This is a genomic window from Actinosynnema sp. CS-041913 (assembly GCF_050942485.1).
Lineage (GTDB): Bacteria > Actinomycetota > Actinomycetes > Mycobacteriales > Pseudonocardiaceae > Actinosynnema.
In genome coordinates, this window is the sequence record NZ_CP192037.1 from 4199549 (window position 1) to 4213206 (window position 13658).

15 protein-coding genes are annotated in these 13658 nt (G+C 70.0%); 13 read left to right on the top strand and 2 right to left on the bottom strand.

From position 1 onward, the window contains the following. Positions 1–335 precede the first annotated feature (335 nt). Genes ACQPZF_RS19755 through ACQPZF_RS19765 form a run of 3 tightly spaced genes read left to right on the top strand, consistent with a single transcriptional unit; the run spans position 336 to position 1812 of the window. Positions 336–1130, top strand: coding sequence for a hypothetical protein (locus tag ACQPZF_RS19755; RefSeq protein ID WP_433273697.1), 795 nt, complete (start codon positions 336–338; stop codon positions 1128–1130). Between the two features lie 20 nt (positions 1131–1150). Beyond that, entirely contained in the window at positions 1151–1513 is a 363-nt protein-coding gene (locus tag ACQPZF_RS19760; protein ID WP_433273699.1) for a YidH family protein, read from the top strand. Between the two features lie 14 nt (positions 1514–1527). Next, on the top strand, positions 1528–1812 hold the full coding sequence (locus ACQPZF_RS19765) for a DUF202 domain-containing protein (RefSeq protein ID WP_433273701.1): 285 nt from the start codon (positions 1528–1530) through the stop codon (positions 1810–1812). 201 nt (positions 1813–2013) lie between these two features. Here ACQPZF_RS19765 and ACQPZF_RS19770 read toward each other — a convergent pair whose 3' ends face one another. Continuing rightward, positions 2014–2310, bottom strand: a complete 297-nt coding sequence (locus ACQPZF_RS19770) for a hypothetical protein (protein ID WP_433273703.1) — start codon at positions 2308–2310, stop codon at positions 2014–2016. A gap of 618 nt (positions 2311–2928) precedes the next feature. Between ACQPZF_RS19770 and ACQPZF_RS19775 the strand changes: the two genes are divergently transcribed. Further along, entirely contained in the window at positions 2929–4059 is a 1131-nt protein-coding gene (locus tag ACQPZF_RS19775; RefSeq protein ID WP_433273705.1) for a cytochrome P450, read from the top strand. A 247-nt stretch (positions 4060–4306) separates the two neighbouring features. After that, positions 4307–4903, top strand: coding sequence for a hypothetical protein (locus tag ACQPZF_RS19780; RefSeq protein WP_433273707.1), 597 nt, complete (start codon positions 4307–4309; stop codon positions 4901–4903). An 88-nt stretch (positions 4904–4991) separates the two neighbouring features. Here ACQPZF_RS19780 and ACQPZF_RS19785 read toward each other — a convergent pair whose 3' ends face one another. Further along, a complete protein-coding gene (locus ACQPZF_RS19785) occupies positions 4992–5627 on the bottom strand; it encodes a TetR/AcrR family transcriptional regulator (RefSeq protein WP_433273709.1) in 636 nt (211 codons plus the stop codon). A 112-nt stretch (positions 5628–5739) separates the two neighbouring features. Between ACQPZF_RS19785 and ACQPZF_RS19790 the strand changes: the two genes are divergently transcribed. The 8 genes from ACQPZF_RS19790 (at position 5740) to ACQPZF_RS19825 (ending at position 13624) form a co-directional block, all read left to right on the top strand. Then, on the top strand, positions 5740–6522 hold the full coding sequence (locus ACQPZF_RS19790) for an SDR family NAD(P)-dependent oxidoreductase (protein ID WP_433273711.1): 783 nt from the start codon (positions 5740–5742) through the stop codon (positions 6520–6522). 530 nt (positions 6523–7052) lie between these two features. Beyond that, positions 7053–8057, top strand: coding sequence for a TerC/Alx family metal homeostasis membrane protein (locus tag ACQPZF_RS19795; protein ID WP_433273713.1), 1005 nt, complete (start codon positions 7053–7055; stop codon positions 8055–8057). Positions 8058–8232: 175 nt separating this feature from the next. Continuing rightward, positions 8233–9723, top strand: coding sequence for an aldehyde dehydrogenase family protein (locus ACQPZF_RS19800; RefSeq protein WP_433273715.1), 1491 nt, complete (start codon positions 8233–8235; stop codon positions 9721–9723). Positions 9724–9769: 46 nt separating this feature from the next. Continuing rightward, on the top strand, positions 9770–10351 hold the full coding sequence (locus ACQPZF_RS19805; RefSeq protein WP_433273717.1) for a TetR family transcriptional regulator: 582 nt from the start codon (positions 9770–9772) through the stop codon (positions 10349–10351). 80 nt (positions 10352–10431) lie between these two features. After that, the gene (locus tag ACQPZF_RS19810; protein ID WP_433273719.1) at positions 10432–10806 is read left to right on the top strand and encodes a hypothetical protein; all 375 of its coding nucleotides are present in this window, start codon (positions 10432–10434) and stop codon (positions 10804–10806) included. A 243-nt stretch (positions 10807–11049) separates the two neighbouring features. Beyond that, positions 11050–11820 (top strand): aminoglycoside adenylyltransferase domain-containing protein, encoded by a 771-nt coding sequence (locus ACQPZF_RS19815; protein WP_433273721.1) that lies wholly within the window; start codon positions 11050–11052, stop codon positions 11818–11820. Between the two features lie 179 nt (positions 11821–11999). Further along, positions 12000–13253: an MFS transporter gene (locus ACQPZF_RS19820; protein ID WP_433273723.1), complete on the top strand. Its 1254-nt coding sequence runs from the start codon at positions 12000–12002 to the stop codon at positions 13251–13253. 8 nt (positions 13254–13261) lie between these two features. Beyond that, positions 13262–13624 (top strand): RNA-binding S4 domain-containing protein, encoded by a 363-nt coding sequence (locus tag ACQPZF_RS19825; protein WP_433273725.1) that lies wholly within the window; start codon positions 13262–13264, stop codon positions 13622–13624. Positions 13625–13658 lie beyond the last annotated feature (34 nt).

Consider the following 13658-nt stretch of genomic DNA (forward strand, 5'->3'; position numbering starts at 1 on the left):
GGCTTCGGGCGCGATCCCGTCCGAGGCCGTGCGGATCCGCCAGGCGGTGTCCTTCGGCGTCGGTGTTCCGGCACAGCTCGGTGTCGTCACTCCCCGCCGACACGAGCGCCTCGCCGTCCGTCCTCATGGTGCCACTGCAGGTGGATGCAGGCATTAACCCGCACGGGTGAACACGTCGGTGTCCGATCGCGCAGCGCCACCCCCCGGGACTGGCGGGAAGCCGCCGCACGGTGCGACGTCGTTCCGGCAGGCCTGACCATCCGGAAAGGACTGATGCCTCGCGCAGAAGTGTGGCCACCGCGAGGATGCCGCAGGGGCTGCACGATAATTGCGGAATGGCGGTCGAATCGGGTGAGGTGCTGCGTCGGCTGCCGTTCACGGTCGCGGTGGTGGTCGTCATGCTCGTGGTCGGGGTGGTGAGCGGCGCGCTGTGGTCGGACGCGGTGGATGCCCCCTGGTACCCGTGGGTGGCGTTCGGGGTGCCGTCGTTGGCGGAAGGGCGTTGGTGGACGCCGGTCACCGGGTCGTTCCTGGCGATCGTGCCGGCCGCGTACGTGCCGATGGTCGGGACGTTCGCGTTGTTCGTCGGGGCGGCCGAGTGGCTGAGGGGCACGCGGTTCGCGGTGGTCGTCGCCGTGGTGGGGCAGTCGGGCTCGGTGCTGCTGAGCGCGTTGGCGCTGGTGTTGCTGCGGTGGACGGGCTGGGACTGGGCCGAGCGCACGGCCGGCGCGATGGACGTGGGGTTCTCCGCCGGTGCGCTCTGGGTGGCGGCGCTGCTGTCCGCGTCGGTCCCGCCGCCGTGGCGGCTGCGCATGCGGCTGGCGCTCGCGGTGTACGTGGTGGGGTCGTTCGTGTTCCTGGGCTCACTGGCCGATGTGGAGCACCTGGTGGCCGTTGTCGCCGGACTGGCCGTGGGTCCGGCGGTCCGCGACCGGGTGCCCCGCCGGGAGGTGGGGCTGCTGGCGGCCGGGGTGGTGGTGCTGGTGGTGGCGGCCGGGGTCGCGGTCAAGGCGTTCCTGCCGGCGGAGGGGCCGCTCGGCGACACGTCGCGGCCGTCGACGGTGGTGCTGGGGATCGTGGTCGTGCTGGTGGTGGCGCCGCTGCTCGCGTTCGCGCGGCGGCGTGCCTGAGTCTGTGGAGTTGATGCGCTGTGCCCTCGTCCCGTGCCAGGCGTCCGCGGAGCGTGTACGGCTCCGGGGAGGAGCCCGACTACCGGTTCAGCTTCGCGAACGAGCGGACGTTCCTGGCGTGGATCCGGACGGCCCTCGCCCTGCTCGCGTGCGGGGTGGCGGTGGACGCGGTCGACCTCGGGCTGCCCGACGCGCTGGAGACCGCGCTGGCCGTGCTGCTGGTCGGGCTCGGACTGGTGTGCGCGGTGATGTCGTGGGTGCGGTGGGCGTGCAGTGAACGGGCGATGCGCCACGACAAGCCGCTGCCGTCGTTCGCGGTGGGGCTGGTGCTGGTCGCGGGTGTCGTGGTGGCGGCGCTCGTCGTGCTGGTGTCGAAGGCCTAGCGGTGGACCGGGGCGTGCAGAACGAGCGGACCGCGCTCGCCTGGCAGCGCACGGCGTTGGCGATGATCGCCGGGTCGGCGGTGCTGACCCGCTTGACGGTCGACCGGGTGGGGCCGCTCGCCCTGGTCGGGATGGCGGTCACCGTGGCGTCGGGGTCGGCGGTGTTCGTCGCCTCACGGTGGCGTTATCAGGACGGGCGGCGGGGGAGAACGGGCGGTGCGAGGCTGCCGGTGGCCGTGGTCGTGGGCACGGTGGCGATGGTCGTGGTCGAGCTGGTGGCGCTCCTGTCGCCGCGCTGAACCGGTGAAGTCGGGAATTACCCTGTCAATGCTTCGGTCCGCGCCATTCCGGACTTGGTGGGGTTGTCCTGGAAACCGCGCGGGAGGCCGGGTTGATGTGCTGCCGAATTGTTTTGCCGGGCGGCGTCGATGGGATCGCGGTATTCGGTGCGACAACTATCGTACCGAAGACCGCGACCCCGTCGGGGATGGCGATCGACCTCACTCGACCTTGACGCTGGAATCCACCCTCATCTCGCCGCCACGTCGGGGCTTGACGGTGGCGACGGACTTGCCTTCGCATTCGAGACCCTTGTAGACCAGGACGTCCTTGTCGGTGTTGTTGTACACGAAAGGACGCTTCTGTCCGTGGCTGGGTACCTCGATCTTGAGGCAACCCGAGGGATTCTCGTAGTCCTTGTCACCGATCATGATGGTTCCTGTGGCGGCGTTCGCCGTGCCGGTGACTGCACCCAGGGCTGCTACGGCGGCAGCCATGATCGCGATTACTCGTTTCATGATGAACCTTCCGCAACGGCTTTATGTGCCTTGCCCTCACAGGATTCCCCGCCCGATAAGATGATGCGGTTTCCCGGTGACAGCACCCGAAAGGGGACAAGTGGCCGTTCGGCACGGACTGTCACCGGACGACCACGGTCGGACCCGACGTGCACCGGCGGAAGCCGCCGAATTCGCGTGAGACCGGTGCGCAGGTGAACTGCTTCCCGGCACCCGAGGCGACTCGTTGATCACGCAATCAGCGACAGAATACCGCTCGTGCGACAGTCCCGTCGTAATCGTTGTCTGTGTCTTGCGGCGGCACGTGGTTGATCGCAGTCAAGGAAGCCGGCCGGGAACTGTGGTGAGGGTGTCGAGGTCTCGCTGGTGGCGCTCGCGAGGTGTACCTCGTCCGAGTGGCAAACCGGCTTGGAGGTTTCCCCTGTGGTGTGCGGACCATCCTTCGGATGCGGAAGCGCTGCTATGAAACCGTTTCGCGGCCGGCAGGCCGGGGTGGAGCAGTGGCAGCGATTCGTCAGTGCCGGTCACTCGCTCGCCGTCGGTGTCGTTCGTGGACAGGGGTGGTGAACGGCATCCGACAACCCGCACGAGAAGGGGCTCTCGGTGATCACGAGGAGCATGCGGAGATTCCGTCGCGACCCGCTGGGGTTCGTCGAGGACGTCGCGCGCCTCAACCCGGCCGGTGTGGCCAGGCTGCCGTGGGGCGCTTGGTGTGTGAGCGACACTCGTCTGGCGCGAGTGCTGCTGCGTGATCCGCGCTTCAACGCAGGGATGTCGGGATTCTTCGGGAACGCCTTGCCCTCACGCCCGGCGCAGTCGGCCTTGGGACATCACGTGCGGGACATGATGCGGTCGCGCATGCCCGAGTACCGGACCGCGGTGGCCGCGGCGGCGGAGCGGTTTCCCGCCGTCAGCCGATGGCCCGCTGCCGGGGTGGACCTGGTGTACCGGTGCACGGCGGACCTGCTCCTGCACCCCGACGCCCCACCCGACCTGCGGCGGCTCCAGCAGCAGAGGGTGCGCGGTGGCCTGGGCCGTCAGCAGACCTTCTGGCGGCGGGCGCGGGCGGAGCTGCGGCGTCGCCGGCTCGTGTCGGCCCTGGTCGAGCACGTGGCGGAGCGCCGGAAGCAGAGCCGCGCCGCACAACCGCGGGACCTGCTGGACGCGGTGATCGGCGCATGCCCCGACGAGGTGACCGACCGGGCGGTGACGAGCGTGTACCTGCTGCTGTTCCGGTCGATCGTGGGCGTGGTCGGTCACTCTGTGGCGTGGTCGGTGCTGTCGGCCGGTCTGCACCACCCGCCCGGCTCCGCGTGGCCGTGGCCGGTCGACTGGCTCGTGCGCGAGGCCGCGCGGCACCGTCCGGTGGTCTGGATGGTCGCCCGACGGATCCCCGAACCCGTCGACTTCGGCGGGATCGCCTTCCCCTCCGGGACACGGCTGTCGGTCTCGCCCTACCTCCTGCACCACGACGAGCGCCACTGGACCCGTCCCGGGGTGTTCCGGCCCGAGCGCTGGGCCGAGCCGGGCGGACGTGGCTTCTACCTGCCCTACAGCTCCGGCCCCTTCGTGTGCGCGGGTGCGGCGGTCGCCCACACCCTGGTCACCGAAGCCGTGGCCGCCTTGGGCGCAGAGGCCCGCCTCACCGTCGTCGACGGCGACCTGACCCCCGTCGTGACCGACAGCAACGTCCCCCGCCCCTTCACCCTGCACCGGACCTCCCGTACACCCACACACCGGAGGAGGTGACCGAGCGATGATTGCCTTGCTGCGACGTATCTTCCGCAACATCCCCCTCAGCGGCTGGGATGACGACGAGTGGGAGGACTAGATCCACTCGGGCCGGGTGGCCGCACGACGACATCCGAGCGTGCGGGCCACCCGGCCACGCCCGGACCGCCCACTGCGAACTCGCCGCCTCCGGCCGCGAACTCACCCGGCCCGCCACCGCGGCTCTTCTCCGGAGGGGCCTGATCCTCGTCACGGAGCCACACCGATGACCGACCACCTCCCGACCATCACCGTGCACGGCCCCGAAGGCGCGCACGCCTTGCGCGAGCCCCTGCTCGCCATCCGCGCCGAGGTCAAAGGCCCGCTCTCGGCCAACGGCGACGGAGCCTGGTTGACGCGGGCCGCGACCCACCCCGGATTCCGGCTCGTCACGGTCCACGTCGACGCCGAGCTGGTCGGATATGCCTTCGGGTACACCCTGAAGCGAAGCAGCCGGTTCTGGGACGGCCTGCTCACCCCACCGGAGGACCCCGGCCTACTCGTCGAAGACGGACGACGCACCTTCGTCGGCGGCGACATGATGGTGCTGCCCCACCACCGAGGACGCGGCTACTCCCACCTGCTGCACGACACGATGGCCCACAGCCGCCCCGAACAACGCGCCGCGCTCGTAGTCGACCCGGACATCGCACAACACGCCGCCTATCGGGCCTGGGGCTGGACCACGCTAGGCGAATACCGGTTCACCCCGGACTCGCCCACCTACCTCGCGATGCTGCACGACCTCCCACTCACCCCCGCCCGTCCACGATCCCGACCACCCGGCCGCCGGATCGGCGAACCCGCAACGAACACCACCTGACCCGACGCCGTCCTCACCGTCGGCAACCGACTCCGGCTGGTCAACGAGCCGGCCCGCTGACCAGCCTTCACGCACGGCGCCCGCCGCTTCAGTCGGTGGTGTTCGCGACGCCGTATCTGGCTTCCATCATCAGTACGGCCTCGTCCACGACGTGTGCCATCGATGCGTCGTCGGGGGACCAGTTCATGAGCAGCATCCGGGGCCAGAAGACGTAGTTGGAGATCATCCCGAGGAACTGGGTGGCTGCCAGCTCCGTGTCGTCGAGCTTGGCCGTTCCCAGGGCGTTCTCGGTGTCGAGATAGCGGCGCACCGAGTCGAAGTAGGGCATCTTGCCGCGCTCGAAGTGGGCCTCGCCCAACTCGGGGAAGCGCGGCAGTTCGGCGATGACGATGCGGAAGAGGGCGGCCATGCCGGGCCGGGTGAGGAGGGCGACGTACCGGCGGCCGATCGCCGTCAGGCCCGCCCGGAGATCGCCCGTCGGTGGGCGGAGGTCGCCTTCGTCCTCGACCTTCCAGGACTCCGTCACGATCGCGTCGAACAGCGCCGCCTTGGTCGGGAACTGCTTGAACAGGGTCGCCTTCGACACCGCGGCCGCCTCGGCGACCTTGGCCAGTGACGTGCCGGCGTACCCGGCGTCGAGGAACAGTCGGGTGGCCGCCTCGATGATGGCTGCCCGCTTCTGCTCGGCGACGCGCCGGTGGTAGGTCGAAGGCTCCGTCGTCATGGCCGTCATCATACGCGAGGTGAGTCACTTGACTCACCCGCTGTCGCGGACCTAGCCTGGTGGCGAGGTGAGTCACTCGACTCACTAAGGTTTTCGCAGAGAGGACCGCGTCATGGGACGCTTCGACAAGCAGACCGTTCTCGTCACCGGCGGCACCGGTGGGCAGGGCGCCAGCCACGTCCGGGCCTACTACGAGGAGGGGGCGAACGTCGCCATCGCCGCGCTCTCCGAAGGGCCGGGCAAGGAACTCGCGGCCGAACTCGGCGAGCGGGCTTTGTTCGTCCGCCTGGATGTCACCGACGAGGACGCCTGGGCCGCGACGGTCACCGAGACCGAACGCCATTTCGGGCCGATTGCGGTGCTGGTCAACAACGCCGGCGTCCAGAACCCCGCGGTGCCGATCGAGGCGATCGAACGGCGGGTCTGGGACCGCACTCTCGCCGTCAACCTCACCGGCACGTTCCTCGGCATCAAGGCCGTGACCCCGTCACTGCGCCGCAACGGCGGCGGAGTGATCGTCAACATCGCCTCCACGGTGGCCCACGGCGGCACCTCGCTCTACGCGCCCTACGTCGCCAGTAAATGGGCGCTGCGCGGGCTCACCAGGACCGCCGCGCTGGAGCTGGGCCGGGACGGCATCCGGGTCAACTCCATCCACCCCGGCGTCATCTCCACCCCGTTGACCAACGAGCCGATCGCGGGCCACCCGCCCATCGCGGACTTCTTCTCACCCGAGCCGTACGCCATCCCGCGGATGGGCACCCCGGCCGACATCACCGCTCTGCTCCTCTACGTCACCTCGGCCGACGCCTCGTTCGTCACGGGCTCGGAGTTCGTCGCGGACGGCGGGCTCCTGCTCGGCCCCGCCCTGCAGCCCGACACGACGGCGGCGTGACCGAATCACCAGCCGCCCTGAGCGCCCCCGTCGCCACGGTGAGGCGCACACACCCAGGACGCAGACGACGAGGTCCGGCCAGGTTTCTGCGGGGGCTCGGTGGCGTGCGGCTGACAGGGCGTGGACGTTGTCCGCGCTCGCGGTGACGGCACGCAGTCGGATGACCTCCTCCCCGGGCCGCCCCACGCGACACGGCGCGTGGCGTCGGGACCGTAATTCCAGTCCGGGATGGGTTGTCGTCTTCGCCGACGACCGGATTGGGAGTGATGACGAGGAAGCGGCGCGGGAGTTGCACAACTCGGCTCCGATCAGGTGGAGAACGTGCCCTGTCCCTTGTTCGCGGTGAGCGTTGGCCTCGGTGCTTTACCAACCCTTTACTCAGGGCGCGTGGTAGCCGATACTGGCGTTGAGGGGAGTACTTCCCAAGCGTCTGCCCGGTCAGTACGGACATCCCGGCGGTGTCCCCGGCAGGCCGCCCGTAAAGGGTGAAGGAGACCTCGAACACCGGTGTTCGAGGAGGCCCTGCGCCCGTGTCATCCGTCGTTCTCGCGAGTCCCGTCGACTCCGTCGGCTCCCCGGTCTTGTGGTCGGTGAGCATCCTCGTCCTGCTGGGTCTCCTGGTCGCCGACTTCATCGTGACCCGCCGCCCGCACGAGGTGTCGATGCGGGAGGCCGCGGGGTGGTCGGTGTTCTACCTGACCTTGCCGGTGGTCTTCGGGCTGTGGCTGTGGACTGCCTTCGGGGGCGACCGGGCGTTGGAGTTCCTGACCGGGTTCGTGGTCGAGAAGTCCCTGTCGGTGGACAACCTGTTCGTCTTCATGCTGTTGCTCGCCGCCTTCGCCGTCCCCGCTGCGGTGCAGCAGCGCGTGCTGCTCTACGGCATCGTCGGGGCGTTGTTGCTGCGAGGTGTGTTCATCGCGGCCGGAGCGGCGTTGTTGGCGGCCGGGACGTGGGCATTCCTCGTGTTCGGGGTCGTCCTGCTCGCTTCGGGTGTGAAGATCCTGCACCAGGCCTCGGCGGGGGAGGGGGCGGACAAGGACGTCTCGCGGATGCGGTCGGTGCGGCTGCTGCGCCGGTTGATGCCGGTCACCGACGACTACCGGGGCGTCCGGATGATCGTCCGGGAACGCGGCCGGCGCGCGCTCACCCCGCTGGCCGTGGTGGTGGTCGCCGTCTTCGCCACGGACGTGGTGTTCGCCGTCGACTCGGTGCCGGCCGTCTACGGCATCACCGAGGACCCCTACCTGGTGTTCGCCACCAACGCGTTCGCCCTGCTCGGCCTGCGCGCCCTGTACTTCGTGCTGCACTCCGCGCTGGCCAAGCTCGTCCACCTCAACCACGGGCTGGCGATCATCCTGGGCTTCATCGGGGTGAAGCTGGTGCTGCACTGGGCGCACGGTCTCTGGCCCGCCGTGCCCGAGATCCCCACACCGGTCTCCCTGGCGGTGATCGTGGCGGTCCTCGCCGCCGTCACCCTCACCAGCCTCCGCACCCGCCGTCGCGCCGGCCACGAGGCTCCGGTGCCCCGGGACTGAACTACGGCCCCGTAGCTGCTCGCCGACCCTCGTCCCCGCGGGTGCCCGGAGGTCCGGCGCGGGCACCCCGCCGACGGCGGCGGCTCAAAACAAACTAGTTGGTTTGACCTCGGTCGGAGCGCGAGGCTACTCTGTGCCTCAGACCAACTAGTTAGTTTCTCCCTGGAGGTACGTCGTGCCCGCTCCGCTCGCGCTCGCACCGGCCGACCGCCCCGCACCCGCCTTCCTCCGGGGCGGCCCGAAGAAACTGCTGATCGGCGGCGACTGGGTGCCCGCACGGTCCGGCCGTACCTTCGACACCGTCGACCCGACCACCGAACAGGTGTTGACCGGTGTCGCCTTCGCCGGCCCGGAGGACGTCGACCTGGCCGTCGCCGCCGCACGCCGTGCGTTCGAGGACCCGTCCTGGGCCGCCGTCACGCCCTACCAGCGCAGCCGGATCCTGTTGCAGATCGCGGACGTGGTCGAGGCCAACGCCGAGGAGTTGGCCACGCTGGAGTCCCTGGACATGGGCGCGCCGCTGTACCTCAGCCGGTGGTTCGTGGCGCACTCGGTGGAGGTGATCCGGCACTACGCCGGCTGGCCGACCAAGATCTACGGCCAGACGGCGCCGTCGGAGCCGGACCAGTTCCACTACACCTTGCGCCGTCCGCTCGGCGTCGTCGCCGGCATCACCGGCTGGAACGGACCCCTGCTCCAGGCCGTCTGGAAGCTCGGGCCGGCCCTGGCCACCGGGAACGCGCTGATCCTCAAGCCCGCCCAGCAGTCGCCGCTGACCACCCTGCGCCTCGGCGAACTGCTCCAGACCACCGACCTGCCCGCCGGCGTGGTCGGCATCCTCACCGGCGACGGGCTCGTCACCGGAGAGGCCGTCGTCGCCCACGACGGCGTCGACAAGGTTTCCTTCACCGGCTCCACCGCGGTCGGGAAGCACATCCTGCGAACCTCGACCGGCAACCTGAAGCGGGTCACCCTGGAACTCGGCGGCAAGTCACCGAACATCGTCTTCGCCGACGCCGACCTCAAGGCCGCCGCGGCGGGCGCCGCCCTCGGTTTCTGCGCGGGCACCGGCCAGGGCTGCGTCGCGGGCAGCCGCATCTTCGTCGAGGACTCCGTGCGCGAGGAGTTCGGCCACCTCCTGGCCGACCAACTCGCCGGCTACACCATGGGCGACCCGTTCCACCCCGACACCCACATGGGCCCGCTTGCCTCCCGTGCGCACTATGAGCGCGTCACGTCGTACTTCGACATCGCCCGCGAAGAAGGCGCGCGGCTGCGGCTCGGCGGTGAACTCGCCGACAACCCGGGCCTGTTCGTCCCGCCGACCGTCATCGACCAGGTCACCAACGACATGCGGGTCTCCCGGGAGGAGATCTTCGGCCCGGTCGCCACGGTGATGTCCTTCGCCGACGAAGCGCAGGCGCTGCGCCTGGCCAACGAATCCGACTACGGCCTGGCCTCCGCCGTCTGGACCACCGATCTCTCCCGCGCGCACCGCCTCGCCGAAGGCCTCCAGGCGGGTACCGTCTGGGTCAACACCTACGGCCGGATGACCGCGGGCACCGTCCCGTTCGGCGGCTACAAGCAGTCCGGCATCGGCCGCGAGCACGGCACTCAGGTGATCGACGCCTACACCGAGACCAAGACCGTCATGGTGCAGCTCTGATCACCGGTCCACTGGGGAAACGAACCGGTTGGTTTATGGTGACGGGATGCAGCAGGTGACCAGCGCGGGTCAGGCGTCGCGGCGGCGGCTGCTCGACGCGGCGACGGCCGAGTTCGCCGCCTACGGCATCGCCGGCGCACGCGTCGACCGCATCTCCGCCAACGCGCGGGTCAACAAGGCCCAGCTCTACGCGTACTTCGGCAACAAGGACAAGCTGTTCGACGCGGTGTTCGCCGAGCACTTGGAGCTGATCGTCGACACGGTGCCGGTCACGGGCGACGACCTGCCCGGCTACGCGGTCCGGCTCTACGACGCGTACCTGGTCCACCCGGAACTGGTCCGGCTCGGCGCCTGGGCCCGGCTGGAACGCCGGCCGACCGGCGACCTGTACGACCGCCCGCCGGAACTCGACGCCACCAGGATCCGGTCGATCACCGACGCCCAGGCCAAAGGGATCGTGGACCGGTCGATCCCGCCGCGCGAAGTGCTCGCTCTCGTCACCGCGATGTCCCAGGCGTGGTCACCGGCCAGCCAGATCTACGCGGCGGACAAGGACGAGCCGAAGTTCGACCACGACCGGCGTCGCGCGGCACTCGCCCTCGCGGTCCGGCGCGCCTTCACGCCGTAGCCGGAAGTCCGGCCGGTGTCCCGGCGCGCTCGGTATCCTTCGTGGCTGTCCGATCTGATCAAGTGGGTTGGCCCGAAGCGATGAGCGAAAACCTGGTTCTGATCTTCGACGACACGGGCATCACACTGGGCGGGATCGCCGAGGTGCTCGGCCGTGGCGCGACGGTCGCGTTGCACCCACCGGTGCTCATGGTCAGCACGGGACGCGACGCGTGCCACCTGATCGACGTGTCCGATGAGGACCGCGCCGAGGCGGGAACTTTCGAAGGTTGGCCCCCTGAGGATGTTCCGACGTGGCCGGTCGCGGTGTTCAGCATGGATTACAAGTCCACCGAACTGGCGGTGGCCATCGTCCGGCGACTCGCCGGATGGCGGCCACTGCTCGTCGACACGAACTTCGACCGGGTCGTCGCGGGGCGCGACCTGGAACCCGGCATGCTGGTGATGCCGGGTTGACCCACCGGCGGCCGGCGCCTGGTTGAAGGGCAGGGCGTCGTCGGGTTCCGTGGCACGGTGGACGGGGCTTGTGAGATGGGCTGCGCAGATATGCGGATCCATGTGCGTAGGGTTCCAAAGTCGGCTGACCACCCAATACCAAACAGCACCTCGTCCGCGAACCCGAGGACCCGTCGCACCCGAGCACAGCAACCTTGGCCGTGCCCCTACGGTCCTCATTCCCGCGCGGGCCGGAGAATTGCTTTGTTCACACCATTCGAAGAACTCGACGCCGTTCTGGCCGATCTCGTCGGAGCGGCTCGCGACATCCTCGGCGACACCTACGTCGGCGCCTACGTCCAGGGGTCGTTCGCCCTCGGCGCGGGCGACCTGGACAGCGACTGCGATTTCGTCATCGCGACCACCGTCCCGCCCGGCGGGGCGGTGGAGGCGGGGTTGCGGGCGCTGCACGACGAGATCCCGACCCGTGCAGGGTTCTGGACGCGCGAGCTGGAAGGCTCCTACGCGGACGTCACGTCGCTGCGCGGCGTGGACGGGCTCGGGGTGCCGTGGCTGTTCTGCGACCACGGCCACCGCGAGCTGATCTGGGACACCCACTGCAACACCCCGCACACCCGCTGGATCCTGCGCCACCACGGCATCGTGCTGGACGGGCCGCCGATCGCGAGCCTGGTGGACGACGTGCCGCCGGAGGTGCTGCGGGATGCCATGCGGGTGGCGCTGCCGACGGTGCTGGCGGACGTTCTGACGTGGGCGTCGCCCGACATCGCCTGGACCCAGCGGTATATCGTGTCGACCTACTGCCGTGTCCTGTACACGCTGGTCACGGCACGGGTGGCGGCGAAGCGCGACGCCCTGGAGTGGGCCATGGAGCACCTGGCGCCGTCCTGGCGGCCGTTGCTCGTCCAGGTGCTCGGGGACCGCGCGCTCGGCTGGGATCCGGCGCAGCCGCCCCGGCCGGGCAGCCTGGAGGCCACCTACGCGTTCGCCGCCTACGCGGAGTCGTTCGGCTGACCGGGGACGGGCCGCGACTGTTGCGCGGCCCACACCGGCTTGTTCCCGCCAGTGCTAGTCCTGGCCGTGCGCTCCTCCTACGGTGGGTCCGGTAGTGGAACCGCGCTGTCCGCCTGGCGACACAGGCACGAACCCGAAAGGCCTCGACCATGTGTGCCGCCTGCGGTGTCCCGACCCACGTGCCCGAACCGCAGACGCCCGTCGGGGCCAACCCGCCGCGCCGGTTCGCCGCGCTGCGCAACCGGGACTGCCGGCCGTACCTGTTCGGCGCGGGCCTGGCGATGATGGCCGACAACATCGAGCACGTCATCACGTACTGGGTGCTGTGGGAGAAGTTCCACTCGCCCGCGCTGTCCGGGTTCGCCGTGATCAGCCACTGGGCGCCGTTCCTGCTGCTGTCGATGTGGTTCGGGTCGCTGGCCGACCGCTACGACTGCCGCCGCGTGATCCAGGCCGCGCAGGTGTTGTTCATGGCGGTGTCGGTCGCGTGGGGAGTGCTGTTCCTCACCGACTCGTTGCAGATGTGGCAGGCCTGCGTGCTGTTGGTGCTGCACGGCGTGGCGGGTGCGCTGTGGGGGCCGGGGGAGCAGTTGATGCTGCACGACTTCGTCGGCCAGGACGAGCTGCCGAGCGCGGTGCGGCTCAACGCCACGTTCCGCAGCCTGGGCATCCTGTTCGGCCCGGTGGTCGGGTCCGCGCTGCTGCTGGGCATCGGGCCGACCGCGGGGATCTTCGTCAACGTCGCCTTCTACCTGCCGCTGACGCTGTTCCTGTTCCGCACCAAGTTCACCGGCCACACCCGCGACCACCACGTCCGGCCGAGAGTGGGCGCGCTGGAGTCGTTGCGCGTGCTGCGCGAGGTCGGGACGAATCGGACGCTGGTCAGCATGATCGTGCTGGCGGGGCTCGGGTCGTTCTTCGTCGGCGCGTCGCTGCAGACGTCGATGCCGATCTTCGCCAACGACCTCGGGGCGGGCAACGCGGGCGCGGCGTACGGCGTCCTGCTGTTCGCCAACGGGGCGGGCGGTGTGGTCGGCGGGATCCTGCTGGAGATGACCCGGCGGATTCCGTCGACCGTGACCTCGGCGGTGGTCGCGACGGCGATCTACGGCGTGACCAGCCTGGGGTTCGCGATCACCGGCAGCTATCTGCTCGCCGTCGTGTTGCTGCTGGTCGGCGGGATCGCGCACCTGGCGTCCATGTCGATCACCCAGACCGTGGTGCAGCTTCTCAGCCCGCCTGCCGACCGTGGCCGCGTGCTCGGCGTGTACGGCATGTCCTCCGGTGGTCTGCGGACCGGCAGCGGCTTCACCGTGGGGTTGCTCGGCGCGGCCGTGGGGGTGCACCTGTCGCTGGCCCTCAGCGCGGTGGCGCTCTGCCTGGGCACCGTCGCCGCCGCAGTCCACGCCTGGCGCGGCGCTCGGGCGGCATGATGTGACCTGTGGAGTCGACTCGTGTGGACCGCTGGCTGTGGGCGGTCCGGCTGACCAAGACCCGTCCCGACGCGGCTGCGGCCTGCCGAGGTGGGCACGTGCGGGTCAACGACCACCCCGCCAAGCCTGCTACGACCGTCTCGCCGGGTGACACGGTCCGGGCGCGGGTGGGTGACGTGACCCGTGTCGTGGAAGTGGTGCGGGTGATCCAGAAACGGGTGGGGGCCGCCGACGCGGCCACGTGCTTCATCGACCGGACCCCTCCGCCGCCGCCTCTCGCGGCGGTGCCGGTCGCCCGCCGTGAACGCGGTGCGGGGCGTCCTACGAAGCGCGAACGCCGGGTCCTGGACAAATTCCGCACGGGCCAGTGAGAAACGGGGCAGTGGGAAACGGGCGGTGAGAAGC

Excerpts from the sequence above, each read along its gene's own strand:
- ACQPZF_RS19775 (WP_433273705.1), top strand. The coding sequence starts at position 2,929 with ATGCGGAGATTCCGTCGCGACCCGCTGGGGTTCGTCGAGGACGTCGCG.
- ACQPZF_RS19755 (WP_433273697.1), top strand. The coding sequence starts at position 336 with ATGGCGGTCGAATCGGGTGAGGTGCTGCGTCGGCTGCCGTTCACGGTC.
- ACQPZF_RS19790 (WP_433273711.1), top strand. The coding sequence starts at position 5,740 with ATGGGACGCTTCGACAAGCAGACCGTTCTCGTCACCGGCGGCACCGGT.
- ACQPZF_RS19785 (WP_433273709.1), bottom strand. The coding sequence starts at position 5,627 with ATGACGACGGAGCCTTCGACCTACCACCGGCGCGTCGCCGAGCAGAAG.
- ACQPZF_RS19810 (WP_433273719.1), top strand. The coding sequence starts at position 10,432 with ATGAGCGAAAACCTGGTTCTGATCTTCGACGACACGGGCATCACACTG.
- ACQPZF_RS19770 (WP_433273703.1), bottom strand. The coding sequence starts at position 2,310 with ATGAAACGAGTAATCGCGATCATGGCTGCCGCCGTAGCAGCCCTGGGT.
- ACQPZF_RS19780 (WP_433273707.1), top strand. The coding sequence starts at position 4,307 with ATGACCGACCACCTCCCGACCATCACCGTGCACGGCCCCGAAGGCGCG.
- ACQPZF_RS19805 (WP_433273717.1), top strand. The coding sequence starts at position 9,770 with ATGCAGCAGGTGACCAGCGCGGGTCAGGCGTCGCGGCGGCGGCTGCTC.